Below are 25121 nucleotides of genomic sequence, written 5' to 3' on the forward strand. Positions count from 1 at the left end.
ACTTCACAATCTTTAACACAAGTATATTATAGCGTTTTCTAGTCGCTATGTAAACCCTTACAACGATAAAAATAAAGAAATCCGGCCATTTTTGGACAGATTTCATCATTATTACCAAATAATCACGCGATCTTCTGGGGCACGCCACATGTCATCGCCCTCTTTAACGTCAAATTCCTTGTGGAATTCGTCGAAGTTTGGTAGTTGAACATTGGTACGGAGTTTTCCTGGTGCGTGGACATCAACACTTGCAAGAAGTTGCATATATTCTGTCCGAGCTTTCATGCGCCAGATGCGAGCAAAGTTGGTGAAGAATTCTTCTGCTGAAAAATCCTCCTCTTTCTTAGCGGCTTCAAGGGCTGCAGCGATGCCTCCAAGGTCCGCTACGTTTTCAGAAACAGTCAATTTCCCATTAATCTTAGCACCATAAGAGTCTTGGCCTTCAAACTGATCGATAACTTTTTGGGTACGAGCGGTAAAGGCTTCGTAATCTTCTGGCTTCCACCAGTCTTTCAAGCTACCATTCTCATCAAAGGAAGCACCATTGGTATCAAAGGCGTGTGAAATTTCATGAGCAATGACCGCACCAATTCCACCGTAGTTAGCTGAGGAAGATTGATGAAGGTCATAGAAAGGTGCCTGCAAAATCGCAGCGGGGAAGACGATTTGATTTTGTTGCGGATCATAGTAGGCATTGACCATATTTGCTGGCATGTGCCACTCGCTCCGATCAACTGGTTGGTTCCACTTACTCCAGCTATGAGCAATTGAAATTTCATAAAGGGCTTGAGCATTTTCCACCAAGGTCTTGCTCTCGTCGATGATCTTCTTGGCATACGTTTCTGGTAATTTTTCAGGGTAGCCAATATGAGGTGTGATGACATTGAGCTTGACAATGGCTTTTTTACGAGTCTCAGGAGCGAGCCAGTCTGCTTTTTCTAGACGATCCTTGTAGACCTCAATCATGGTCGCTACTTTATGCTCCACGTCTGCTTTTGCTTCTGGTGAGAATTTTTCACCTGCATACCAGAGTCCAAGCGCTTGGCTATATGGTACTTCTGCTATTGATAAGGCTGCTTTTTCTTTTGGACGAGGTTCTGGAATACCTGCAATCGTACGACTATATTCACCAGCCAAAACACGGATTTCTTCGGTCAAGAATAAAGTCCAAGAAAGAGCTGCACCGAGTTTCAATTTGGCATGAATGCTCTCCCAGTTGGTTGCTGAGTAGAACTTTGGCGCGAATTCCTTCCAGAAACGCTCTTCTGGGACGATAATTTTATCTGGTGTTTGTCCAATGACTTCCGTAAAGAAAGCATCGAGTGGCAATTCTGGAACCAAGGCCTTAAAATCTGCCCATTCATAGGGATGATAGAGTTTGTTGTACTCTGATTTTTCTTCGTTTGACAAGACATACTTTGCCAATTCTACATCCGCTGCAATGACCTTATCCAAGATATCCTTGATTTCTGCCTCTGAGAAGTCAAATTTTGGTAAGAGTTTTTCCATCATCTGGCGCCAGATAGCCAACAATTCTGGACCTTTTTCATTACCTTCTTCATAATAGGTTGTATCTGGCAAAATCAAACTAAGCGCTTCTCCCCACAGGACATTCATTTGCGCATTCATAAAGTCTGGTGACACGCCAAATGGCATGAGATTAGGTTTGCCAGCTAGTTCATAGGTGCCCAACTTGCTGGTATAGTCTTCAAAAGAAGACAGAGCCTTGATTTCATTGATCAAGGGCATGGCTGGAGCCACACCAGCTGCTTCTCGTGCATCAAAATCAGCTACCATCTTGTGGTATTTGACAAAGTTTTGCAGAATGCTATCTTCAGGCAATTCTTCTCCTCTTTGCCATTTTCCAGTGATATCCAACATCAAGTTTTCGATATCTCGATCCAAGTCCATAAAGCCACCAGTCGAAGGTTTATCATCTGGAATGACTGCTGTCTCAGCCCATTCCCCATTGACGTAATCATAAAAATCATCTTGTAAGCGTGTCATTACACTTCCTCCATCAACATTAAAAGTGCTTTCATTATAACAAAATTCCCCAGCAAAAGCATTTACTGAGGAAAGTTTGGCTTATTTTACTAAGATTGCTAGGGTCTGATAAGGTTTCAAAATTATCTTTTCAGCAAGCTCTGCATCGTCATAGTTTGACAAGAGCACGCGCCCTGCTTGGTATTCTTCTGGAATCTCCACTTCAGCTTCACTTCCATAGAAATTATTGAGTACCAAGAGTTTTTGACCGTCTAAGTGGCGTTCAAAGGCATAGACTTCTTGACTGTCCTCCAATGCTGGCAGGTAGCTTCCTTCTGAAATGATAGGCATTTCTTTGCGCAAGCGAATCAATTCTTTATAGAATTTAAAGATTGGTCCATCGATTTCATTTTCAACGTTGATGTCTTTATAAGATTTACCGACTTTCAACCATGGAGTGCCTGTTGAAAAACCTGCATTCTCAGAAGCATCCCATTGCATGGGTGTACGCGAATTATCTCGTGACTTGGCTTGAATAATCTTAAAGGCTTCCTCAGGAGACTTACCTTGATCCAAAAGCATCTGGTAGGCATTGATGGATTCCACATCCACATAGTCTGCCATGGAATCATAGTCTGGATCAATCATGCCGATTTCTTCGCCCATGTAGATATACGGAGTTCCACGTGACAAATGGATGCTAGCTGCTAGCATGGTCGCTCCTTCATTACGGAAATTCTTGATATCCACAAAGCGATTCAAAGCACGTGGCTGGTCATGGTTATTCCAGAAAAGGGCACTCCAACCACCTCGTTCACTCATTTCCTTACCCCATGTATGGTAAAGACGTTTGAGCTCTTCAAAATCAAAGGGAGTAATAGTCCATTTTTGTCCATCTTCATAATCTACTTTAAGATGATGGAAGTTAAAGGCCATAGACAACTCGTGACGCTCCGGTGCTGAATAAAGAACACAGTTGTCAATTGTTGTCGATGACATCTCTCCAACTGTCATAAAGCTACCATCAGAACCAAAGGTCGCTTCATTCATCATACGAAGATAGTCATGGACAATTGGTTTATCCGTATAAGCTGGTTTCCCTTCATTTTCAGGGCAATCTACCAAGACTTCATCTTTCCCAATCAAATTGATCACATCGAAACGGAAGCCTTTGACTCCCTTGTCACGCCAGAAGTTGACCACCTTGAACAACTCCTTGCGGACATTGAGATTGCGCCAATTAAGGTCCGCCTGTGTTTCATCAAAGAGGTGAAGATAGTATTTCCCTGTATCTCCAAAAGGAGCCCAGGCAGAACCACCAAATTTAGACAACCAATCGGTTGGTTGGTCCTGAATAAAGAAGAAATCTTGATAATACTGGTCTCCAGCCAAAGCTTTTTGGAACCACTCATGCTCCGTTGAGCAATGGTTGAGCACCATATCTAGCATGAAATCAATCTTGTGCTCTTTTCCGACACAGACCAGTTCTTCAAAATCAGTCATGTCTCCAAAGACAGGGTTAACGGCTGTATAGTCTGAAATATCGTAACCATTGTCACGTTGTGGGCTCGGATAGAAAGGATTGAGCCAAACCATATCCACGCCTAACTCTGATAGATAAGGAATTTTTTCAATGATGCCTCTGAAATCACCAATTCCATTTCCTGTAGTGTCCTTATATGATTTTGGATAAATTTGGTATACAACCTTTGTTTTATCTAATGCCATGTGATTTTTCCTCTTTTGTCCTTTATATGTAGAGGTGGAACCATAACGCCTCCACCCCTTAGCTTATTTTATTCGATGAGCAATCATGAGAGCATCACCACGTTTGATATCACGTGGAAGATCCCCTTCAACATCTGCTTGGAAATCATCTTGATTTGTAATGATAACTGGAGTCTCAGTGACCAAACCAGCCTTTTTAATAACATCCATATCAAAACTAATCAATTGTTGACCAACAACAACTTTATCACCTTGTTCAACATGAGCCACAAAACCTTTTCCGTCAAGGCTAACAGTATCCATACCAATGTGCATTAGCATTTCAACACCTTCTTCAGAAACGATGCCTACGGCGTGCTTAGTTGGGAAGAGTACTGTCACTGTACCATTTACTGGTGAAACCAATTCGCCTTGACTTGGTTCGATGACTACCCCCTGTCCCATGACACCTGATGAGAAAACTGGGTCTGTGGCTTGGCTAAGTGGTTTAACTTGACCAGCAAGTGGGCTAACAACCTCTGCTGATTCAGCAAGAACTGTTGGAGTTGCAGTATGTGATGCAAATTCAGCCTCTTCTTGAGCTGCAAATTCTTCCTTAAGTTCTGTATCATCTTCTGTCTTAGTAAAGAGACCCGCCTTGCGGAAGAAGAAAGTTAGGACCATAGGTACAATGATAGCAACAAGCATGATTGCTGCAAATGGAATCATATATTTAGGTTGAATTGATAGGATACCAGGCAAACCACCAATACCGATAGAGGCCGCTGTAACGTTAAAGGTTACTGATAGAAGACCTGCGATAGATGAACCAATCATACCCGCAACAAATGGGTAAATATATTTGACGTTAACCCCGAAGAGGGCTGGTTCTGTAACACCAAGATAAGCTGAAATAGTAGCTGGAAGTGAAATTTGAGCCTCACGTTCATCATGACGATGCATAATATAGTAAGCAAAAACAGCTGAACCTTGAGCAATATTTGATAGAGCAATCATAGGCCAAAGAGCTGTTCCACCAGCATCTGCAATTAACTGAGTATCGATAGCATTGGTCATGTGGTGAAGACCAGTAATAACGAACGGCGCATAAAGTGCACCAAAAACAGCACCGAAAAGCCATTTTACAGGACCTGTCAAACCAGCAAGAACCACTGTTGAGAGGGCTTGGCCAATAGTCCAACCAATAGGACCTAAAACAGTATGAGCCAAAATAAGGGCTGGAATCAACGACAAGAACGGTACAAAAATCATTGATACTACTTCTGGTACATGTTTACGCCAGAAAATTTCAAGATAAGAAAGTGATAAACCAGCAAGAAGGGCAGGAATAACTTGCGCTTGATAACCTATACGATTAACAGTAAAGAATCCAAAATCCCAAACCCAATTCTTAGCAATTTCAGACACTGGTGTCGATGCTACTGAATAAGCGTTAAGCAATTGTGGTGACACCAGACAGATCCCCAAAACAATTCCAAGAATTTGGCTAGTTCCCATTTTACGAGAAACAGACCAAGTAATACCTACAGGCAAGAATTGGAAAATAGCTTCACCAGGTAGCCATAAGAAATGATTCACACCTGACCAGAACTGCGAAACCTCGGTAATTGTCTTACCGTCAAGCATTGACCAATGCACACCCTCAAGAACATTACGGAAACCAAGAATTAATCCCCCAACGATAAGGGCTGGAATAATAGGTGTAAAGATCTCCGCTAAGGTTGTCATAACACGCTGAACTGGATTTTGGTTGCTCTTGGCAGCTGATTTAGCAGCCTCTTTAGAAACACCTTCAATCCCTGATACAGCTGTGAAATCGTTATAAAAGATTGGCACATCATTACCAATGATAACTTGGAATTGACCTGCATTGGTGAAAGTCCCCTTAACAGCAGGAATGGCTTCGATTGTTTTCACATCTGCCTTCTTGTCATCACCAAGAACGAAACGCATACGCGTCGCACAGTGAGTAACAGCACTCACATTTTCTTTACCACCGATTGCAGCAAGCAAATCTTTGGCTTCTTGTTCAAATTTACCCATTTGAATCTCCTTTTCTTTTTTGACAATATCTGATTAACTTGATAAACTAATTGTAAACGATTACAAATTTGTCTGCAAGTGTTCCGGAATTTTTTAAACATATTTTTTGAAAAAAACATTAGTTGTATGTTTTTTTACCTACAAACGAGGAGAACAATGAAAAAATATCAGATTATTTATAAGGATTTAGAGAAAGCTATCCATGATCAAAAATATCAAGTGGGAGACTTTCTCCCGACCGAGCAAGAACTGGTTCAATCTTACCAGGTTAGTCGAGACACTATACGAAAAGCATTAACCTTACTCGTTGAAGAAGGCTTGGTCAAAAAGATTCATGGCTCTGGCTCCCAGGTTATTAACCAGGAACAAATCAACTTTCCTGTGTCTGACCTTACTAGTTACCAGGAGCTAATAGTACAACAAGGCCTTAATTCGCAAACCAACGTTATTTCTCTGGATAAAATCATCGTTGATTCCAAACTCTCAGAAAGAACTGGGTTTTCAAATAGCCGACAGGTCTGGCGTGTTGTTCGTCAAAGAGTCGTTGATAGCTGCGCCTCTGTTATAGATATTGATTACCTAAATACTAGCCTTGTTCCTCAACTAAACCGTAACATTGCTGAACACTCTATTTACGACTACATCGAGAATCAGCTCAACCTTAGCATTTCCCACGCCTTTAAAGAAATCACTATTGATAATGCTACCGATCAAGATAAGATTCTTATCGACCTAGGTAAAGACCAGCACGTTGTTTGTATCCGTTCTAAAGTTTATTTAACTAATGGAAAACAGTTCCAATTTACGGAAAGTCGCCACAAACTTGAAAAATTCAAATTTGTCGATTATGCCAAGCGTCGTCATTGAAAGAAAGGGCTCTGCTAACAGAAAAAGTATCGGACAAGAATGTCCGATACTTTTTAGTTTTTACGGATAGGATCTGCTAGATACTCAGCACGAGCTCCACCAATTAACTTAGGACGACTCGCCAAAGCAGTCACATGAGCACCACCTAATTCTGGAGTAATCGGGCGAAGAGGAACTTGGACCCTCTTCACATGCATACCAATAGAGGTATCCCCAATATCGATACCAGCCTGAGCGACAATTTCCTCCACCTCAACAGGATCCTTCATATAGTCGAAAGCAGCCAGCTGACCACTTCCCCCAGCATGCAAGGTCGGAAGAACATTAACAATTTCCAAATCTTTAGCCATGGCGAGCTCACGCTCAACAACCAAAGCACGATTCAGATGTTCGCAGCCTTGAACAGCCAAGTAAATTCCTTTAGGTTCCAAAACTTCAAGAATCGTTTTCACAATTCGTTGGCCAATTTCACGGCTAGAGGCTTTTCCGATTATCCCACCAGCGACCTCACTGGAAGACAATCCCAAGACAAAGATAGCTCCTCGCCCAATAGCGGAACGTTCAACAATATCTTCTACAAGCACACGTGTCTTCTCTTCTAAATCTAGCAACATCACAACAGCCCTCCTCTAGACAACAGCTGTATTCAGGATTCGCACAATAAGATAGTACAGAATCACAAAAAAGATAAGGAAAAATACCCCTAATAATAATAACTGCCCACGGCGTTTCTTACTTAGGTCCCAGGAGAAACCAAATCCCATCAAAAAAGGACCAACACTATAACTTAGCATAAACCATAAATCTACACGTGCTATATGCCAAAAAGAAGAAATAAAGGCCACCAAACCTATTAAGGATAATATCCAAGAAAACTCCCAACGATCTGATTTAGCAAAAGCCAAGCCTATTAAGAAGCAGCCCAAGGCAGGCATGATAATAAATGATAGGGTCATAAAATAAAACATGCCATTATTATAGCATGTTTTACAGTTTCATGTTAGTGGCGGTTAATGACACCATAAGCAATAGTGAATGCAATAGCAGCAATACCTACAACGATTGCCATGACAGCCCAGAAAATAGTCATCGCACGGCGTCCCTTGCGATTGTTAAAAGGAAGTCCCCAACCAATCATGATGACACCTAGCAATCCAAGCCAGATTTTATAAGTGATAACAATCGCCGCATCAAAATAGGCAAAAGCAACCAAACCTAAACCTAGCAAAGAAATCAAATAAGACCACTTACCCTTCAAAAATGAAGGCAAGGCCCAACCAAATAACACTAAACCTAGTAGAGCAAGAGCTCCACCACCAAAAAATACAGGTACAATATAATTATCAAACATATTCATATTATAGCATATCTTAAAAAGTTAGGAAATAGAATCTATCGACCTAAGTGATATCCAATCTTTAAAATTTGTTTCCTCTCAATCACAGATTGATTCGCAGATACTAACTATTTATTTGGGTACAAAAAAACAAGACCCAGAAAGGACCTTGTTTTAATAGCCTAATTGCGCTTTGTTTGCACTACATCTATAATCAAAAGGGACTGACATTTAGAAAGTGTGGCAAATCTGTGGCAAAACATAAGAAAAAGGCTTGTCCATATTGGACAAACCCTTTCATTTCAAGCTTATATAGTCTAATTAAGCTTTGTTTGCTGAACCGAATACGTCGATACGTTCTTCAACAGCTTCTGTAATAGCTTCGAAACCTGGTTTCAAGAATTTACGTGGGTCGAAGAGTTTCTTCTTGTCGTATTCTGCTTCATTTGCTTCGTATTCAGCAACAAATTTACGTGTTGCGTTAGCAAATGCGATTTGACATTCAGTGTTAACGTTAACTTTAGCAACACCAAGTTTGATAGCTTCTTGGATTTGATCATCAGGAATACCTGATCCACCGTGCAATACGATTGGGAAGTTAGGAACAGCTTCTGTCAATTTTTGCAAGTGGTCAAGGTGAAGTCCGCTCCAGTTTTCTGGGTAAGGACCGTGGATGTTACCGATACCTGCTGCAAGGAAGTCGATACCAGTTGCAACCATAGCTTTAGCATCTTCGATTGGTGCCAATTCACCATCACCGATGATACCATCTTCTTCACCACCGATTGTACCAACTTCAGCTTCAACTGATACACCGTTAGCGTGTGCAAATTCAACAACTTTAGCTGCTTTTTCAAGGTTTTCTTCAACTGGAAGGTGTGAACCGTCAAACATAACTGAAGTGTAACCTACACGGATACATTCCAAAGCGTCATTGTAGTGACCGTGGTCAAGGTGAATAGCAACTGGTACAGTGATACCCATTGATTCAACCAATTCTTCGATAAGGACTTTACACAATTTGTAACCACCCATGTACTTAGCTGCACCCATAGAAGTTTGGATAAGTACTGGAGCTTGTTTAGCTTCTGCTGCACGCAAGATAGCTTGAGTCCACTCAAGGTTGTTTGTGTTAAATCCACCAACTGCGTAACCATTATCACGAGCTGCTTGGACAAATTTTTCTGCTGAAACGATTGCCATTATAAAGGCCTCCTATATTTTTTTGGGTTTGAACCCGTTTACAAGTTTATTCTATCACAATTGAACTCAAAAAACTAGCTTTTCTACAATTTGTAAGCGTTTTGATTTTTTAATACAAAAAAACCAGTCATGTGACTGGTTACTCTGCGGAAAGAGGGACTTGAACCCTCACGACCTAAAGCGGTCACAGGATCCTTAGTCCTGCGCGTCTGCCAATTCCGCCATTTCCGCTAACAACATTAGTTATTATATCAAGATTGATAACTCGTGTCAATACTTTTTTGAAAGTTTTTTAATAACTTTCTCTTGTCTCTTTCGAAACAACTATTATATAATACCATTTATTGTTTGCTGACGTCAATACTTTTTTGACTTTTTTTAAATTTTTTAGCAAAAACTATCTATCATATCTCTTGTCAAAGGTTAATCTAAACTCTTATTCAGCCTATCTAATTTCTCTCTAAGGGGAGCTAAGTAAACTTCTTCTCCGAAACCACGCGATTTTAAGCCATCCTCAGCACAAGACAATAACGATTCAGTCAAAGGTAAAATCATTTTGAGGTCTGTAGCAGAAATATCTTTTTTCGAAAATAAACGACGAATTCTAGGGTAATCATAGTCAAATGCTTCAAAAAAAGGTGAGTCATTCAAAATATTTTCTAGATTTACCAAATTGACTAAAAGACCAAGGTGAAAGGCTGCTGGCGCAAAGGTTAATGAGAAAGGTTGGGTACATACACTACGAAACTCAATAGTCCCTCGTGTCGTTAAATCTTGGAATTGATAAGAACGATGAGTCTTAAAATCTTCCTCACTTGGTTCAATAGTGACAACTTCGCCACGAATAGAGTGTGCTTTGATAGATGGCGTACTTAGATAGTCTTTAGCACGTATTGGTTCAAAATAGTAGGTTTCGTCACCACGCTTAGCAGTAAAAATGGCTGTCTCAGACAAGTAAGAAAAATAGTCATCTTCATTCTTAAATACCTTAGGAAATACTCCTGCATTTTCCTCAAACACACCATGCATGGAATTCTCCCAGAAAACATCACGGGAAAGCGCTAAATCCCAATCAGAACCACAAAACTCAGAGTTTGCCAATAATACTGCCTTGGGTCCCTCTATTTGGTTAAAAGCATTTAAGACTCTTAAATAGGACGTTTTTGAAACATCTAATTGTACCTGACTCCCACAGATGAAAGAAGCATATTCTGGATAATCATGAAAGAAAGGATCGTTCTTTGCTTTAGATAGTTCGAGAAAATCCATAAGCATTTCATAACGAGGAGATTTAACAGGTCTGTTGTCATTTTTTGCCCAGTTTGGATTCACTCCCCAACCTTGCAACTCATGATTATGATTCTGAAGATAGGGTTGGATTATACTGAGGTAAGTATCCAGACGTTCCTCAACCTCAGAAATTCTCTCAGCCTTTGCAAAAGCAAACTCGATCGTATTGTACGAAACTTCAAAAAGAATCATGTCTCCAGAAGCTTTATCGATAAGCTGAATAGGATTATTATCAGAATCATACTTATCAGCTTGAAAATCAAAATTATCCAAGAGATGGACTAGTAACTGTTTTGTAAGAGAGACATCTGTAGCATTACCACTCAAATTAACAACTGGGTATTCCAACTCAATCCCCACAAATAATTCGGGTTGCTCCTTAATTGGCTCATAGTACCTTTGCTTAAGCAGTTTCTTGGCTGTTGTCAAAATAATGTCCCCCTTTTTAAAATAAGCTTATTCCATTATATCAAAATATTCAGACGATTTATAGACAAAAAAACGCCTGCTTACGAAAAATAACCGTATTACCTTTCGTAAACAAGCGTTACATGCTTATTTATTCCCATTTTATGATGAGTGTTCCCGCTAGGCGTATGCCCAGCGGTAGACCAGAGCTAGACTAAGAAAAGCTAAGCTATTCCATCATCATAACACTCAACAAAATTGATAAAAATTAAACAAGTTCGATGATTGCCATTGGGGCAGCATCGCCACGACGTGGTTCTGTTTTAAGGATACGAGTGTATCCACCGTTACGTTCAGCATAACGAGGTGCGATTTCTGAGAAAAGTTTTTGAAGAGCAGTTGTTGATGTATATTTATCAGTTGCTTCATCATAGCTTTCAGATGCAATTTCGTTACGTACAAATGCAGCTGCTTGACGACGTGCATGCAAATCACCACGTTTACCAAGAGTGATCATTTTTTCAACTGTTTTACGGATTTCTTTAGCACGTGCTTCAGTTGTAACGATTGCTTCGTTAATGATAAGATCTGTAGTCAAATCACGAAGAACCGCTTTACGTTGTGAGCTTGTGCGTCCAAGTTTACGGTAAGCCATGTTATCCTCCTATATTATTATTTATCGTTTTTGAGTCCAAGTCCAAGATCAGCCAACTTAACTTTGACTTCTTCAAGAGATTTGCGACCTAGGTTACGGACTTTCATCATTTCAGGCTCAGTTTTTTCTGTCAAATCATGAACGGTATTAATACCGGCACGTTTCAAACAGTTATATGAGCGTACAGACAAATCAAGTTCTTCGATGGTACGGTCAAGCACCTTTTCATCGTTCACTTTTTCAGTTTCTTTCATTACATCAGTAGCTTTAGCAACATCAGTAAGGTCAGTAAACAAGTTCAAGTGTTCAATCAAAACGCGAGCCGAGAGACCGAGGGCATCTTCAGGGATGATTGTTCCGTTTGTCATGATTTCGATTGTCAATTTATCAAAACCATCATTGCTACCTACACGGGCAGGTTCAACTTGATAATTGACTTTTTTCACTGGTGTGTAGATTGAATCTACAGCCAATGTTCCCACTGGTGCATCGTCTTTCTTGTTTTCATCTGCTGGAACATAACCACGGTTTGTAGCTACTGTCATAGTCGCTTTCAAAGAAGCGCCGTCAGCGATAGTGAAAAGATAATGATCAGGGTTAACAATTTCAATGTCGCTATCAGTCAAGATGTCTCCAGCAGTAACTTCAGCTGGACCTTGGACATCAAGTTCAATTGTCTTTTCGTCTTCGACGTAAGATTTTACAGCAAGTCCTTTAATATTAAGGATGATTTGCATCACGTCTTCACGGACGCCTGGTACGGTATCAAATTCGTGGAGTACTCCATCAATCTTAATTGATGTTACGGCAGCACCTGGAAGTGATGACAAAAGTACACGACGAAGAGAGTTACCCAAAGTTGTACCATAACCACGTTCTAGTGGTTCGATGACAAATTTGCCGTAATCTTTATTTTCATCAATTTTTGTTATTATTGGTTTTTCAAACTCAATCATTTATTATACTCCCTCGAAACGAACCTTGTGTACTATTGTTATTAAAGATTACACACGACGACGTTTTGGAGGACGACAACCATTATGTGGTACAGGTGTTACATCACGGATTGCTGTTACTTCAAGACCTGCAGCAGCAAGAGCACGGATAGCAGACTCACGACCTGAACCAGGACCTTTAACAGTTACTTCAACTGTTTTAAGACCATGTTCTTGTGCAGATTTAGCAGCAGCTTCTGAAGCCATTTGTGCAGCAAATGGTGTAGATTTACGAGAACCTTTGAAACCAAGAGCACCAGCTGATGACCATGCTACAGCGTTACCATGCACATCTGTAATCATAACAATAGTGTTATTGAAAGTAGCGTGAATGTGAGCAATACCAGATTCGATATTCTTTTTCACACGACGTTTACGTGTTGGTTTAGCCAATGTTTTTACCTCCTATTTTATTTTAGTTATTTTTTCTTACCTGCAATCGCAACAGCTTTACCTTTACGAGTGCGGGCATTGTTTTTAGTGTTTTGTCCACGGACAGGAAGTCCACGACGGTGACGGATACCACGGTATGAACCGATTTCCATCAAACGTTTGATGTTAAGGTTAACTTCACGACGAAGGTCACCTTCAACTTTGATTGCATCCACTTCGCGACGGATAGCGTCTTCTTGATCATTTGTCAAATCTTTAACGCGGATGTCTTCAGAAACGCCTGCAGCAGCCAAGATTTTCTTAGATGTTGCAAGTCCGATACCGTATACGTAAGTAAGTGAAATTACTACACGTTTATCGTTTGGAATGTCAACTCCAGCAATACGAGCCATGATTTCTCCTTTCTATATTATCCTTGACGTTGTTTGTGTTTTGGATTTGTTGGACAAATTACCATAACACGACCGTTACGACGAATAACTTTACAGTATTCGCAAATTGGTTTAACCGATGGTCTTACCTTCATGTTTCAATCCCTCCAATTATTTCGATTATTTAAAGCGGTATGTGATGCGTCCACGTGTCAAATCATAAGGACTCATTTCAACAGTCACACGGTCACCGACCAAAATACGAATGTAGTTTTTACGGATTTTACCAGAAACTGTCGCCAAAATTTGGTGTCCATTTTCCAATTCAACAGTAAACATAGCATTAGGCATAGTTTCTACAACTTTACCTTCAATTTCAATCACGTCTTCTTTTGCCACGCAAAAGTACCCCCTAAAATTTCGATTTGATTTCCTCTGAGCACAGAGGTAACAATTATAAGTCAGACTAAAGTATTATAACATGCTTAAGTCTGATACGCAAGTAAGATTATATAATTATTTAATTGCTGCAATCGCTTTTTTAACATCAGCGAATACATCGTCGATATCTTGGTTACCTTGAATATCAGATACAAGACCAAGCTCACGGTAATGTGCAATAATTGGCTCACCTTGAGCAATATTCACATCCAAGCGGCGTTTCACTGTTTCTGGTTTGTCATCTTCACGTTGGTAATAGTCTTCTTCCTTGTAGTCAGCTGGTGGGTTGAATACTTTATGGTAAGTTTCACCTGTTTCGCGGTGAATAATACGACCACTCAAGCGTTCAAGAAGGCAAGATGGATCCACTTCGATATTGATTACTCCATCAAGCTCCAAACCAAGATCAACCAAGATTTGATCCAAGGCATGAGCTTGTTCGATTGTGCGAGGAAAACCATCCAAAAGGAATCCTTTTTCCTTAATGTCGTCTTGAGCCAAACGCTCTTTAACGATTCCGTTTGTTACTTCATCTGGTACCAATTCACCTTTATCGATGAATGATTTGGCCAAAACACCCATTTCAGTTTGGTTAGCCATAGCAGCACGGAACATATCACCAGTTGAGATGTGAGCTACACCAAATTCTTCAACAATTTTTGCAGCTTGAGTCCCTTTACCAGCACCTGGTAGACCCATAATTAAAAGATTCATCTTACGAACTCCTTATTTTTGTTTTCAAATAACTCTATCAAGGTTTTAACACATTGGTAGAGTTATCAAAAAACAAAAGAGAAGGGACAGAAAGTAACCTTTCTTTCCCTCTCAATTGTTCATGAGAAGACTTAGTCTTCAAGATTCATAAATCCAACGTACTGACGTTTCAATAGGTAACCTTCGAGTTGTTTCATACCTTCGATACCAGTTGAAATCAAGATCAAGAGAGATGTACCACCAAGCGCGATTGAGCTTGTAAGGTGCATAAACTGTTGAGCCGCAATTGGAGCCAATGAAATAAACGCGAGAAATACAGCCCCGATTGTTGCCAATCTCTTAAGCAATGAAGACATGTACTTTTCAGTCTCACGACCTGGACGAACACTAGGAATGTAAGACCCATTCTTTTGAAGATTTTCAGCAGTTTTTTCAGGATTTACTTGGACAAATGTGTAGAAGAATGAGAATAAGATAATCAATATCGCGTAAGTAATCATTCCACTAGGTGTATTATACGAGAGTAGTCCTTGTAAGTGTGATAACCATGTAACCTTCGAGAAGAATGGAAGAATAGTACTAGGAATTGTTGTAATCGAGCTAGCAAAGATAACGGGAATAACACCAGCTGGATTTACTTTCAATGGAAGGTAAGAACTCGTTGGAGCCCCTTGAACCAGTTTAGTATATTGAATTGGAATTTGATATTCTGCCTGTTGAACAAATGTCGTAAAGAAGACAATCGCCAAACCTACCACAATTAACAAAGCAACTATGATGTATGAACGAGTCAATTCTCCTGAACGAACATTGACAAAGAAATCCTCGTAAATCGTTGAGAACATTTTTGGAATAGAAGCAATGATCCCTGAAAAGATAATCATTGACACACCATTACCAAAACCTTTATCTGTGATTTGTTCACCAAGCCATGTCACAATTATGCTACCAGCAGTTAGAATTGTCCCAATCAATAGGTAGGTTGAAACATTTGGTGTTTTAACCAATGAAATTGATGAGAGAGTATTAAAACTTGCTGTAATACCAATCGATTGAACAAAGGCTAAAACAAGAGTAATATAGCGAGTCGCTTGGTTCAATTTACGACGACCAACTTCCCCTTGTTTGCCCCACTCCACAAATTTCGGATAGATATCCATCTGCAAAAGTTGGACGATGATTGATGCTGTAATGTAAGGACTAACCCCCATCGAGAAGATTGAGAAGTTATTCATGGCATTACCAGACACCAAGTTAAGCATGTTCAAGAAAGGTAAATCACTTAATTGTTTCAAACTTTCCGCATTGATACCAGGAACTGTTACATGAGTCCCTACACGAAAAACGAAAATAATGAAGATTGTAAATAAAATCTTATTACGAACGTTTTTGACTTTCAACGCGTCTTTTAATAGTTTAAAGAACATAATGAGTTACCCCTCATTAGATGACTTCGATTGAACCACCTTTAGCAGTGATAGCTGCTTCAGCAGATTTTGAGAATTTAGCTGCTTTAACAGTCAATTTCTTAGTCAATTCGCCGTTACCAAGAACTTTAACGCCTGATTTTTCAGCACGAACGATTCCAGCTTCTTTAAGAACTACTGGAGTTACTTCTGTACCATCTTCAAAGACGTTCAATTGATCAAGGTTTACAAGTGCGTATTCTTTAGCGTTGATGTTAGTGAATCCGCGTTTTGGAAGACGACGGAACAATGGAGTTTGTCCACCTTCAAATCCTGGACGTACGCCACCACCGCTACGAGCTTTTTGACCTTTTTGACCACGGCCTGAAGTTTTACCGTTACCAGATGAAGTACCACGACCTACACGGTTGCGGACTTTACGAGAACCTTCAGCAGGTTTCAATTCATGAAGTTTCATTATTATTTTCTCCTCTTTTTGTAAAATGCTAGCGCCTCTAATCAAGTAAGGTAGCTTGATTAGAAACTCGCCTATACATGAAATTCAGTTTAAGTCGCGAGGTAACCCTCACGACTTAAATCAATTTTTATTTAACGTCTTCTACAGTTACCAAGTGAGATACTGCGTTGACCATACCACGGATAGCAGCGTTGTCTTCTTTAACAACTGAGCTATTCAATTTACCAAGTCCAAGAGCAACAACTGTTTTACGTTGTTCTGGTTTGCGTCCGATTGGAGACTTAGTCAAAGTAATTTTAATTTGAGCCATTGTTATCTCCTTTCTTATGCCAAGTCAGATACTGAGATGCCACGAAGAGCCGCAACTTCTTCAGCACGTTTAAGTTGTTTCAATCCTTCAACAGTCGCACGAACGATGTTGATTGGAGTGTTTGAACCGAGTGATTTAGATGTTACATCAGCAACACCAGCCAATTCGATGACGGCACGAACTGCACCACCAGCGGCAACCCCAGCCCCTTCAACAGCTGGTTTCAACAATACTTTCGCTCCACCAAATTCTGAACGAACTTCGTGAGGAATAGTTGTACCAACCATAGGAACTTCGATAAGGTTTTTCTTAGCTGCTTCAACTGCTTTACGGATAGCTTCTGGAACCTCTTGAGATTTACCAGTACCAAATCCTACGCGACCATTACGGTCACCAACAACAACAAGAGCAGCAAAACGCATGTTGCGTCCACCTTTTACAACTTTAGTAACACGGTTGATAGCAACTACGCGTTCTTCAAGTTCTACTGCATTATCTTTAAATGCCATTATTAAGTGTCCTCCCTATTAGAATTTCAATCCGTTTTCACGAGCTGAGTCAGCCAAAGCTTTAACACGTCCGTGATAGAGATATCCACCGCGGTCAAACACCACTTCAGAAATACCTTTAGCTACTGCGCGTTCAGCAACAAGTTTACCGACAACAACGGCTTGTTCTGTTTTAGTTCCTTTAGAAACTTCTTTATCAAGAGTTGATGCACTTGCGAGCGTTACACCCGCTACGTCATCAATAACTTGAGCGTAGATGCCTGTATTAGAACGGAAAATGTTCAAACGTGGGCGATCAGCAGTTCCAGAGAGTTTTCCGCGAACGCGACGGTGGCGTTTTTGGCGGAGTTTGTTTTTATCTGGTTTCGAAATCACAATTTTCACCTCTTAATTATAATGCTAGCTCATGAGAGCTTTTGGTAAAGAGACAATCCACAAAGAATTGCCATAAGGATAAAATCCTATTATTTACCAGTTTTACCTTCTTTACGACGTACGTATTCACCAACGTAACGAATACCTTTACCTTTGTAAGGTTCTGGTGAACGAAGGCTACGGATGTAAGCCGCTGTTTGACCAACAACTTCTTTGTTAATACCACTTACAACGATTGAAGTTGCAGATGGTACTTCAAAAGTAATACCTTCTGGAGCTTCAACTTCGTCTTGGTGAGATTTACCAACTGAAAGAACAAGTTTTGTTCCTTGGAGTTGCGCACGATATCCGACACCGCGCATTTCAAGTTCTTTTTTGAAACCTTCAGAAACACCAACAACCATGTTGTTCAAGTTTGCACGAGAAGTACCGTGGATTGTTTTGTTTTCTTTTGAGTCGTTTGGACGGTGAAGTGTAACTTCATTGCCTTCAACTTTGATTTCAATGTTTTTGTTAAACTCACGAGTGAGTTCGCCTTTAGGTCCTTTAACAGTAACAACGTTATCGTTGTTTGTTACTTCAACACCAGCAGGCAAAGTAATAACTTTATTACCAATACGTGACATAGTATTTAATTCTCCTGTTAGATTATCAAGCCACAAAGTGACTAGTTTTCACGGGGATGAGTTTCATAGAATATAATCAACGAAACTCGCACAAATCATTTGAGATAAGTGCTTAGTATCAACTTCTTACCAAACGTAAGCGATAACTTCTCCACCAACGTTCTTTTGACGAGCTTCTTTATCAGTCAAAAGACCTTCTGAAGTAGAGATGATCGCGATTCCAAGTCCGTTAAGAACTTTAGGAACATCTTCACGTTTAGAGTAAACACGAAGACCTGGTTTAGAAATACGTTTCAAGTTAGTGATAACACGTTCACCGTTTTGTCCGTATTTCAAGAATACGCGAATGATACCTTGTTTGTCATCTTCGATAACTTCAACATTTTTTACGAAACCTTCACGTTTAAGGATTTCAGCGATACCTTTTTTAATGTTTGATGCAGGTACTTCAAGTACTTCGTGTTTAGCTTGGTTAGCGTTACGAATACGTGTCAAGAAATCTGCAATTGGGTCAGTCATAACCATTTTATATTTTCTCCTCTTACTAGTAGTTTGAATAATTCACTTGCTAGTTAATGATTGAGCTAGGCTCAATTGTGTTAAATACATTCAAATTAGATGAAACTAACTTAAATGTACCATGTTTTTACCAAGAAGCTTTGGTAACACCTGGAATTTGACCTTTGTAAGCCAATTCACGGAAGCAAACACGGCAAAGTTTAAATTTGCGATAAACTGAGTGTGGACGTCCACAACGTTCGCAACGAGTGTAAGCTTGCGTAGAGAACTTCGCAGGGCGTTTGTTCTTAGCAATCATTGATTTTTTAGCCAATTTATTTACCTCCTAGATTATTTTGCAAAAGGCATTCCAAGGCCTTTAAGCAATTCACGACCTTCTTCGTCAGTGTTAGCAGTAGTTACGATAACGATATCCATACCACGTACTTTATCAACATCGTCGAAGTTGATTTCTGGGAAGATAAGTTGTTCTTTAACACCAAGTGTGTAGTTACCACGTCCATCAAATGATTTAGTTGGAACACCATGGAAGTCACGAACACGTGGAAGTGATACTGATACCAATTTATCCAAGAATTCGTACATGCGTTCACCACGAAGGGTAACTTTAGCACCGATCGCTACACCTTCACGAAGACGGAAGCCAGCGATTGATTTCTTAGCTTTAGTAATCAATGGTTTTTGACCTGAAATAAGTGCCAACTCAGCAGCAGCTTTTTCAAGAGTTTTAGCGTTGTTTACAGCTTCACCAACACCCATGTTGATAACGATTTTATCAACTTTTGGCACAGCCATAACTGAAGAATAATTGAATTTTTCAGTCAAAGCTGGAATTACTTCGTTAGTGTATTTTTCTTTAAGACGGTTAGCCATTTAATACTTTCTCCTTTCCTTCGTGATTAGTCAAGCACTTCGCCTGATTTTTTGTTGTAACGAACTTTTTTGCCGTCAACAACTTTGTAACCTACACGTCCAGCTACACCGTTCTTGTCAAGAACTTGAACGTTTGAAGCGTGGATTGGTGCTTCTTTTTCCACGATAGCACCTTGAGGGTTTTCAGCTGATGGTTTTTGGTGTTTTTTGATGATTGCAACACCTTCAACAACAACTTTGTTTACTTTTGGAAGAGCTTTAAGAACTACTGCTTCAGTTCCTTTGTCTTTACCAGCAATAACGCGAACTTTATCGCCTTTTTTTACAAACATTTGAGTATTTCTCCTATTATTTCTTACGCCCTAATGGGCACCCTGAACATTTCAGGGGACTAAGTTTGTGTTAATTCAGATTAAAGTACTTCTGGCGCCAAAGATACGATACGCATGTATCCACCTTCACGCAATTCACGTGCAACAGGGCCAAAGATACGAGTTCCACGAGGAGTTTTGTCATCGCGGATGATTACTGCAGCGTTATCATCAAACTTGATGTATGAACCGTCTGGACGGCGAGCACCAGTTTTTGTACGAACGATAACAGCTTTAACAACATCACCTTTTTTAACAGCTCCACCTGGTGTAGCTTGTTTAACAGTTGCAACGATAACGTCGCCGATGTTAGCGAATTTACGTCCTGAACCACCAAGAACTTTGATAGTCAAGATTTCACGAGCACCGCTATTATCAGCAACTTTTAAGCGACTTTCTTGTTGAATCATTTCAATTGTCTCCTTTTAGTTTTATTAGATAATAACAGCTTCTTCCACAACTTCTACAAGACGGAAGCGTTTTGTAGCTGAAAGTGGGCGAGTTTCCATGATACGAACGATATCGCCTTCTTTAGCAACGTTGTTTTCATCATGTGCTTTGTATTTTTTAGAATAGTTGATACGTTTACCATAGACTGGGTGGTTACGTTTAGTTTCAACTACAACTGTGATTGTTTTATCCATCTTGTCAGATACTACGCGTCCAACAAGGGTTTTACGTTGATTACGTTCCATTATTAGAATTGCTCCTTTCCCAATCTATTATTTGATTTCAGATTGCACAGTTTTAACACGTGCAATTTGTTTTTTCACTTCGTTCAAACGGGCAGTTTGATCAAGTTGACCTGCTGCAGCTTGGAAACGAAGGTCGAAAAGTTCTTTCTTAAGTTCGTTTTCTTTTTTAGCAAGCTCTTCTTGAGACAAGCCACGAAGCTCAGCAACAAACTTTTTGATTTCTTCAAGTTTCATGTCTTCTCCTTATTCTGCTTCACGTTTCACGAATTTACATTTAACTGGCAATTTGTGGCTAGCAAGACGAAGCGCTTCACGTGCAACTTCTTCAGAAACACCTGCGATTTCGAACATTACTTTACCACGTTTAACTGGTGCTACCCAACCTTCAGGTGCCCCTTTACCAGAACCCATACGTACACCGATAGCTTTAGCAGTGTATGATTTGTGTGGGAAGATCTTAATCCAAACCTTACCACCACGTTTCATGTAACGAGTCATGGCAATACGAGCAGCCTCGATTTGACGGTTTGTAATCCAGTGGCTAGTTGTAGCTTGAAGACCGTATTCACCGAATGATACTTCTTTACCACCTTTAGCCTCACCGCGCATTTTTCCACGGAATTCACGACGGTGTTTAACACGTTTAGGTACTAACATTTGTTATTTGCCTCCTTTAGTGTTTTTACGAGCTGGAAGAACTTCTCCACGGTAGATCCAAACTTTAACACCAAGTTTACCGTAAGTTGTGTCAGCTTCTTCCCAAGCGTAATCGATATCAGCGCGAAGTGTGTGAAGTGGAACTGTACCTTCAGAGTATCCTTCTGCACGGGCGATATCTGCACCGTTCAAACGACCTGATACTTGAGTTTTGATTCCTTTAGCTCCAGCACGCATTGCACGTTGGATAGCTTGTTTTTGTGCACGACGGAAAGCAACACGTTGCTCAAGTTGGCGAGCAATTGTTTCACCAACAAGGTGAGCGTCCAAATCAGGTTTCTTGATTTCAACGATGTTGATGTGTACTTGTTTTCCAGTCAATTTATTAAGTTGAGCGCGAAGAGCGTCAACGTTTGATCCACCTTTACCGATTACCATACCTGGTTTTGCAGTGTGAAGTGAAACAATAACTTTGTTTACAGCACGTTCGATTTCAATAGTTGAAACTGAAGCGTCTGCAAGTTCTTTTTGAATGAATTTGCGGATTGCCAAATCTTCGTGAAGGTAATCTGCGTATTCTTTTTCAGCATACCATTTCGCATCCCAGTCACGGATGATCCCGACACGCATACCAATTGGATGTACTTTTTGACCCACGAGTTTACCTCCTTATTTTTCTGACACAACTACTGTTACGTGAGTTGTGCGTTTGTTGATTGGTGAAGCTGAACCTTTCGCACGTGGACGGAACCGTTTCATTGTTGGTCCTTCGTTTGCGAATGTTTCAGATACTACCAAGTTAGCTTTTTCCAAACCAAAGTTGTTTTCTGCGTTAGCGATAGCAGAGTTAAGAGTTTTCTCAACAATGCGAGCTGCTTTGTTTGGAGTGAATTTCAAGATTGCGATTGCATCAGCAACGTTCTTACCACGGATAAGATCAAGAACAAGACGTGTTTTACGAGGTGAAACACGCACTGTACGAGCCATTGCTTTAGCTGAAGTAATTTCTGCCATTGTGTCCTCCTCCTATTAACGACGTGTTTTCTTATCGTCAGCTGCGTGACCTTTGTAAGTACGAGTTGGTGCAAATTCACCAAGTTTGTGACCTACCATGTCTTCTTGGATGTAAACAGGAACGTGTTTACGTCCATCATAAACTGCGATAGTGTATCCGATGAAACTTGGGAAAATCGTTGAACGACGTGACCAAGTTTTAATTACTTTTTTCTTTTCGTCATTGGCTTGAGCTTCAACTTTTTTCATCAAATGCTCATCGACGAAAGGTCCTTTTTTAAGACTACGTCCCATTTTGTAGTTTTCTCCTTTAAATTGAATGTACCACAGCGGCTTGCACTAAGAAATGCTACCGAGTTGGCGGATGTTATGTGCTAAGCGACTAAATTATTTTTCGTTACGACGACGAACGATAAGTTTGTCAGATTTAGCTTTCTTGTTACGAGTTTTAAGACCAAGCGCAGGTTTACCCCATGGAGTAGATGGCGCTTTACGTCCAACTGGTGCTTTACCTTCACCACCACCGTGTGGGTGATCGTTAGGGTTCATTACAGAACCACGAACTGTTGGGCGAATACCTTTCCAGCGATTACGGCCGGCTTTACCAAGGTTGATAAGTGATTGTTGTTCGTTACCTACAGTACCGATAGTTGCACGACATGTACCAAGAACCATACGAACTTCACCTGATTGAAGACGAACAAGTACGTACTTACCTTCTTGACCCAAAACTTGAGCAGAAGCACCAGCGGCACGGATAAGTTCAGCACCTTTACCTGGTTGAAGCTCGATGTTGTGGATAACTGTACCAACTGGGATGTTTGCAAGTGGAAGAGCGTTACCAATCTTGATATCCGCATCTGGACCTGAAACGATACGTTGACCTACTTCAAGACCTTTAGGTGCGATGATGTAAGCTTTAACCCCGTCAGTGTAGTGTACAAGAGCGATGTTTGCAGTACGGTTTGGATCATACTCAATTGTTTTAACAACTGCTTCAACGCCATCTTTGTTACGTTTGAAGTCAATCAAACGGTAGTGACGTTTGTGTCCGCCACCTTGGTGACGTACAGTGATACGACCGTTGTTGTTACGACCAGCTTTGTTCTTAAGAGAAACAAGCAATGATTTTTCAGGAGTGCTTGTAGTGATTTCTGCGAAATCCAAAGAAGTCATGTTACGACGGCCATTTGTCGTTGGTTTATAAACTTTAATACCCACGTTAATTTCTCCTTTGATTATTCAGCTTCAGCTGCAAACAACTCGATTGCTTTAGAATCAGCTGTAAGAGTGATGATAGCTTTTTTAGTTTTTGAAGTGAAACCAGTGTAACGTCCAACACGTTTTTGTTTTGGTTTAACAGTTACAGTGTTCACGCTAGCAACTTTAACACCTTCAAATGCAGCTTCAACTGCTTGTTTGATCAAGAGTTTGTGTGCACGTGTATCAACTTCGAAAGTGTATTTTCCTGCTTCAAGAGCAATCATAGATTTCTCAGTGATAACAGGTTTTTTGATTACGTCATACAAATTCATTATGCAAGAACCTCCTCGATTGATGAGATAGCTTCTTTAGTAACAAGAAGTTTATCTGCGTTTACGATGTCAAGTACGCTTGCAGTTGCAGGAGTTGCAACAGTTACGTTTGCAAGGTTACGTGCTGAAAGTTCAGCGAATTTGTTTCCTTCTTCAACGATAACAAGTACTTTAGAATCGATGCTAAGAGCTGAAAGAACGTTTGCGAATTCAGCAGTTTTTGGAGCTGCAAATGAAAGAGCTTCAACTGCTACAAATTTATCTTCTGCAACTTTAGCTGAGTAAACAGATTTCAATGCAAGGCGACGAACTTTTTGTGGAAGTTTGTATCCGTAAGAACGTGGAGTTGGTCCGAAGACAACACCACCACCACGCCATTGTGGTGAGCGGATAGAACCTTGACGAGCACGTCCAGTTCCTTTTTGACGCCATGGTTTACGTCCACCACCTGATACTGCTGAACGGTTTTTAACCGCGTGAGTACCTTGGCGAAGGCTAGCACGTTGGCTGATTACGACATCAAATACTACTGATTCGTTTGGTTCGATACCGAAGATAGCGTCATTAAGTTCAACTGTGCTAACTTCTTTACCAGTTTGGTCAAATAGTTTTACGTTTGCCATTTTTAACTGATTTCTCCTTTCTTATTATTTAGCAGCTTTAACTGCTGATTTGATAGTGATAAGAGATTTCTTAGCACCTGGTACGTTACCTTTGATAAGGATAACGTTTTTCTCTGGGATAACTTGTACAACTTCAAGATTTTGAATTGTCACACGGTTGCCACCCATACGTCCTGCCAAGTGTTTGTTTTTGAAAACACGGTTAGGCGCAACAGGTCCCATTGAACCTGGACGACGGTGATAACGAGAACCGTGAGCCATAGGTCCGCGTGATTGACCGTGGCGTTTGATAACACCTTGGAAACCTTTACCTTTTGAAGTACCAGTTACGTCAACAACATCTCCAGCTTCGAATGTGTCAACAGTGATTTCTGATCCAACTTCCAAGCCTTCAATGTTTTTGAATTCACGAATGAAGCGCTTAGGAGCTGTGTTAGCTTTCGCTACGTGGCCTTTGGCAGGTTTGTTGCTCAATACTTCGCGTTTGTCGTCAAAACCAACTTGAACTGCTTCGTAACCGTCTGTTTCAACAGTTTTAACTTGAAGCACAACGTTTGGAGTAGCTTCGATGACAGTAACAGGGATAAATTCACCTGCTTCAGTGAAGATTTGAGTCATTCCCACTTTTTTCCCTAAGATTCCTTTTGTCATGAGAAAATATTTCCTTTACTTTATTGTTTTTTCAAAAAGTTTTTTATGA

Annotated in this window: 37 protein-coding genes and 1 tRNA gene; 1 reads left to right on the plus strand and 37 read right to left on the minus strand. The window is 40.3% G+C overall.

Annotated elements, in window-relative coordinates:
* Nucleotides 1–111 precede the first annotated feature (111 nt).
* From HMPREF1517_RS03175 to treP, 3 genes are all read right to left on the minus strand, one after another.
* Nucleotides 112–2007: a M13 family metallopeptidase gene (locus HMPREF1517_RS03175; protein WP_037599315.1), complete on the minus strand. Its 1896-nt coding sequence runs from the start codon at nucleotides 2005–2007 to the stop codon at nucleotides 112–114.
* Between the two features lie 81 nt (nucleotides 2008–2088).
* The gene (gene treC / locus HMPREF1517_RS03180; protein ID WP_037599316.1) at nucleotides 2089–3714 is read right to left on the minus strand and encodes an alpha,alpha-phosphotrehalase; all 1626 of its coding nucleotides are present in this window, start codon (nucleotides 3712–3714) and stop codon (nucleotides 2089–2091) included.
* A 63-nt stretch (nucleotides 3715–3777) separates the two neighbouring features.
* A complete protein-coding gene (gene treP / locus HMPREF1517_RS03185; protein ID WP_037599317.1) occupies nucleotides 3778–5757 on the minus strand; it encodes a PTS system trehalose-specific EIIBC component in 1980 nt (659 codons plus the stop codon).
* Nucleotides 5758–5913: 156 nt separating this feature from the next.
* Between treP and treR the strand changes: the two genes are divergently transcribed.
* Complete coding sequence (gene treR, locus HMPREF1517_RS03190) at nucleotides 5914–6624, plus strand: trehalose operon repressor (RefSeq protein ID WP_037599318.1); 711 nt, start codon at nucleotides 5914–5916, stop codon at nucleotides 6622–6624.
* Between the two features lie 53 nt (nucleotides 6625–6677).
* Here the strand turns inward: treR and HMPREF1517_RS03195 are convergent, their stop codons facing one another.
* From HMPREF1517_RS03195 to rplC, 34 genes are all read right to left on the minus strand, one after another.
* A complete protein-coding gene (locus HMPREF1517_RS03195) occupies nucleotides 6678–7238 on the minus strand; it encodes a TIGR01440 family protein (RefSeq protein ID WP_014632528.1) in 561 nt (186 codons plus the stop codon).
* Nucleotides 7239–7253: 15 nt separating this feature from the next.
* On the minus strand, nucleotides 7254–7592 hold the full coding sequence (locus HMPREF1517_RS10205) for a hypothetical protein (RefSeq protein ID WP_073689700.1): 339 nt from the start codon (nucleotides 7590–7592) through the stop codon (nucleotides 7254–7256).
* A 32-nt stretch (nucleotides 7593–7624) separates the two neighbouring features.
* Nucleotides 7625–7981: a hypothetical protein gene (locus HMPREF1517_RS03200; protein WP_002892073.1), complete on the minus strand. Its 357-nt coding sequence runs from the start codon at nucleotides 7979–7981 to the stop codon at nucleotides 7625–7627.
* 300 nt (nucleotides 7982–8281) lie between these two features.
* Nucleotides 8282–9163 carry a class II fructose-bisphosphate aldolase gene (locus tag HMPREF1517_RS03205; protein ID WP_002885816.1) on the minus strand — a complete coding sequence of 294 codons (882 nt, stop codon included), beginning with the start codon at nucleotides 9161–9163 and terminating at the stop codon, nucleotides 8282–8284.
* Nucleotides 9164–9308: 145 nt separating this feature from the next.
* Nucleotides 9309–9394, minus strand: a tRNA-Leu gene (locus HMPREF1517_RS03210).
* Nucleotides 9395–9586: 192 nt separating this feature from the next.
* Complete coding sequence (locus HMPREF1517_RS03215) at nucleotides 9587–10882, minus strand: glutamyl-tRNA synthetase (protein WP_037599319.1); 1296 nt, start codon at nucleotides 10880–10882, stop codon at nucleotides 9587–9589.
* Nucleotides 10883–11129: 247 nt separating this feature from the next.
* Nucleotides 11130–11516, minus strand: a complete 387-nt coding sequence (gene rplQ, locus HMPREF1517_RS03220; protein WP_002885709.1) for a 50S ribosomal protein L17 — start codon at nucleotides 11514–11516, stop codon at nucleotides 11130–11132.
* Nucleotides 11517–11533: 17 nt separating this feature from the next.
* Nucleotides 11534–12472 (minus strand): DNA-directed RNA polymerase subunit alpha, encoded by a 939-nt coding sequence (locus HMPREF1517_RS03225; protein WP_002885793.1) that lies wholly within the window; start codon nucleotides 12470–12472, stop codon nucleotides 11534–11536.
* 48 nt (nucleotides 12473–12520) lie between these two features.
* Nucleotides 12521–12904, minus strand: coding sequence for a 30S ribosomal protein S11 (gene rpsK, locus HMPREF1517_RS03230; RefSeq protein ID WP_002885718.1), 384 nt, complete (start codon nucleotides 12902–12904; stop codon nucleotides 12521–12523).
* A gap of 26 nt (nucleotides 12905–12930) precedes the next feature.
* Entirely contained in the window at nucleotides 12931–13296 is a 366-nt protein-coding gene (rpsM, locus tag HMPREF1517_RS03235; RefSeq protein WP_002885820.1) for a 30S ribosomal protein S13, read from the minus strand.
* Nucleotides 13297–13313: 17 nt separating this feature from the next.
* Complete coding sequence (rpmJ, locus tag HMPREF1517_RS10210) at nucleotides 13314–13430, minus strand: 50S ribosomal protein L36 (RefSeq protein ID WP_000868345.1); 117 nt, start codon at nucleotides 13428–13430, stop codon at nucleotides 13314–13316.
* A gap of 25 nt (nucleotides 13431–13455) precedes the next feature.
* Nucleotides 13456–13674, minus strand: a complete 219-nt coding sequence (gene infA, locus HMPREF1517_RS03240; protein WP_001040189.1) for a translation initiation factor IF-1 — start codon at nucleotides 13672–13674, stop codon at nucleotides 13456–13458.
* 117 nt (nucleotides 13675–13791) lie between these two features.
* Nucleotides 13792–14430, minus strand: coding sequence for an adenylate kinase (locus tag HMPREF1517_RS03245; protein WP_021144709.1), 639 nt, complete (start codon nucleotides 14428–14430; stop codon nucleotides 13792–13794).
* Nucleotides 14431–14561: 131 nt separating this feature from the next.
* On the minus strand, nucleotides 14562–15857 hold the full coding sequence (gene secY, locus HMPREF1517_RS03250; protein WP_002892081.1) for a preprotein translocase subunit SecY: 1296 nt from the start codon (nucleotides 15855–15857) through the stop codon (nucleotides 14562–14564).
* A gap of 16 nt (nucleotides 15858–15873) precedes the next feature.
* Nucleotides 15874–16314, minus strand: a complete 441-nt coding sequence (rplO, locus tag HMPREF1517_RS03255) for a 50S ribosomal protein L15 (RefSeq protein WP_021144711.1) — start codon at nucleotides 16312–16314, stop codon at nucleotides 15874–15876.
* Nucleotides 16315–16441: 127 nt separating this feature from the next.
* Complete coding sequence (gene rpmD, locus HMPREF1517_RS03260) at nucleotides 16442–16624, minus strand: 50S ribosomal protein L30 (protein ID WP_002885773.1); 183 nt, start codon at nucleotides 16622–16624, stop codon at nucleotides 16442–16444.
* A gap of 14 nt (nucleotides 16625–16638) precedes the next feature.
* Complete coding sequence (gene rpsE / locus HMPREF1517_RS03265) at nucleotides 16639–17133, minus strand: 30S ribosomal protein S5 (protein ID WP_002885626.1); 495 nt, start codon at nucleotides 17131–17133, stop codon at nucleotides 16639–16641.
* An 18-nt stretch (nucleotides 17134–17151) separates the two neighbouring features.
* Nucleotides 17152–17508 (minus strand): 50S ribosomal protein L18, encoded by a 357-nt coding sequence (gene rplR / locus HMPREF1517_RS03270; protein ID WP_002885810.1) that lies wholly within the window; start codon nucleotides 17506–17508, stop codon nucleotides 17152–17154.
* An 89-nt stretch (nucleotides 17509–17597) separates the two neighbouring features.
* On the minus strand, nucleotides 17598–18134 hold the full coding sequence (gene rplF, locus HMPREF1517_RS03275; protein ID WP_002887056.1) for a 50S ribosomal protein L6: 537 nt from the start codon (nucleotides 18132–18134) through the stop codon (nucleotides 17598–17600).
* Between the two features lie 126 nt (nucleotides 18135–18260).
* Complete coding sequence (gene rpsH / locus HMPREF1517_RS03280; RefSeq protein WP_002885642.1) at nucleotides 18261–18659, minus strand: 30S ribosomal protein S8; 399 nt, start codon at nucleotides 18657–18659, stop codon at nucleotides 18261–18263.
* Between the two features lie 121 nt (nucleotides 18660–18780).
* The gene (locus tag HMPREF1517_RS03285; protein WP_001085699.1) at nucleotides 18781–18966 is read right to left on the minus strand and encodes a type Z 30S ribosomal protein S14; all 186 of its coding nucleotides are present in this window, start codon (nucleotides 18964–18966) and stop codon (nucleotides 18781–18783) included.
* A 17-nt stretch (nucleotides 18967–18983) separates the two neighbouring features.
* Nucleotides 18984–19526, minus strand: a complete 543-nt coding sequence (gene rplE, locus HMPREF1517_RS03290; protein ID WP_002887058.1) for a 50S ribosomal protein L5 — start codon at nucleotides 19524–19526, stop codon at nucleotides 18984–18986.
* A 26-nt stretch (nucleotides 19527–19552) separates the two neighbouring features.
* Nucleotides 19553–19858 carry a 50S ribosomal protein L24 gene (gene rplX, locus HMPREF1517_RS03295; protein WP_002885874.1) on the minus strand — a complete coding sequence of 102 codons (306 nt, stop codon included), beginning with the start codon at nucleotides 19856–19858 and terminating at the stop codon, nucleotides 19553–19555.
* 80 nt (nucleotides 19859–19938) lie between these two features.
* Nucleotides 19939–20307: a 50S ribosomal protein L14 gene (rplN, locus tag HMPREF1517_RS03300; RefSeq protein WP_002885711.1), complete on the minus strand. Its 369-nt coding sequence runs from the start codon at nucleotides 20305–20307 to the stop codon at nucleotides 19939–19941.
* Between the two features lie 24 nt (nucleotides 20308–20331).
* Nucleotides 20332–20592, minus strand: coding sequence for a 30S ribosomal protein S17 (rpsQ, locus tag HMPREF1517_RS03305; protein WP_002885836.1), 261 nt, complete (start codon nucleotides 20590–20592; stop codon nucleotides 20332–20334).
* Between the two features lie 27 nt (nucleotides 20593–20619).
* Nucleotides 20620–20826, minus strand: a complete 207-nt coding sequence (rpmC, locus tag HMPREF1517_RS03310; RefSeq protein WP_002885754.1) for a 50S ribosomal protein L29 — start codon at nucleotides 20824–20826, stop codon at nucleotides 20620–20622.
* 9 nt (nucleotides 20827–20835) lie between these two features.
* Nucleotides 20836–21249, minus strand: coding sequence for a 50S ribosomal protein L16 (rplP, locus tag HMPREF1517_RS03315; RefSeq protein WP_000960950.1), 414 nt, complete (start codon nucleotides 21247–21249; stop codon nucleotides 20836–20838).
* Nucleotides 21250–21252: 3 nt separating this feature from the next.
* Nucleotides 21253–21906: a 30S ribosomal protein S3 gene (rpsC, locus tag HMPREF1517_RS03320; RefSeq protein WP_002885727.1), complete on the minus strand. Its 654-nt coding sequence runs from the start codon at nucleotides 21904–21906 to the stop codon at nucleotides 21253–21255.
* A gap of 12 nt (nucleotides 21907–21918) precedes the next feature.
* The gene (gene rplV / locus HMPREF1517_RS03325) at nucleotides 21919–22263 is read right to left on the minus strand and encodes a 50S ribosomal protein L22 (protein ID WP_002887063.1); all 345 of its coding nucleotides are present in this window, start codon (nucleotides 22261–22263) and stop codon (nucleotides 21919–21921) included.
* Nucleotides 22264–22278: 15 nt separating this feature from the next.
* Nucleotides 22279–22557: a 30S ribosomal protein S19 gene (gene rpsS / locus HMPREF1517_RS03330; protein ID WP_000533765.1), complete on the minus strand. Its 279-nt coding sequence runs from the start codon at nucleotides 22555–22557 to the stop codon at nucleotides 22279–22281.
* 93 nt (nucleotides 22558–22650) lie between these two features.
* On the minus strand, nucleotides 22651–23484 hold the full coding sequence (rplB, locus tag HMPREF1517_RS03335; protein ID WP_002887065.1) for a 50S ribosomal protein L2: 834 nt from the start codon (nucleotides 23482–23484) through the stop codon (nucleotides 22651–22653).
* A gap of 17 nt (nucleotides 23485–23501) precedes the next feature.
* Complete coding sequence (locus HMPREF1517_RS03340; RefSeq protein WP_002887066.1) at nucleotides 23502–23798, minus strand: 50S ribosomal protein L23; 297 nt, start codon at nucleotides 23796–23798, stop codon at nucleotides 23502–23504.
* The gene (gene rplD, locus HMPREF1517_RS03345; protein WP_002885795.1) at nucleotides 23798–24421 is read right to left on the minus strand and encodes a 50S ribosomal protein L4; all 624 of its coding nucleotides are present in this window, start codon (nucleotides 24419–24421) and stop codon (nucleotides 23798–23800) included. The genes HMPREF1517_RS03340 and rplD overlap by 1 nt, the downstream gene beginning before the upstream one ends.
* Before the next feature lie 24 nt (nucleotides 24422–24445).
* Entirely contained in the window at nucleotides 24446–25072 is a 627-nt protein-coding gene (gene rplC, locus HMPREF1517_RS03350) for a 50S ribosomal protein L3 (protein WP_002885755.1), read from the minus strand.
* Nucleotides 25073–25121: the final 49 nt, after the last annotated feature.

This window comes from Streptococcus sp. ACS2, assembly GCF_000525585.1.
GTDB lineage: Bacteria > Bacillota > Bacilli > Lactobacillales > Streptococcaceae > Streptococcus.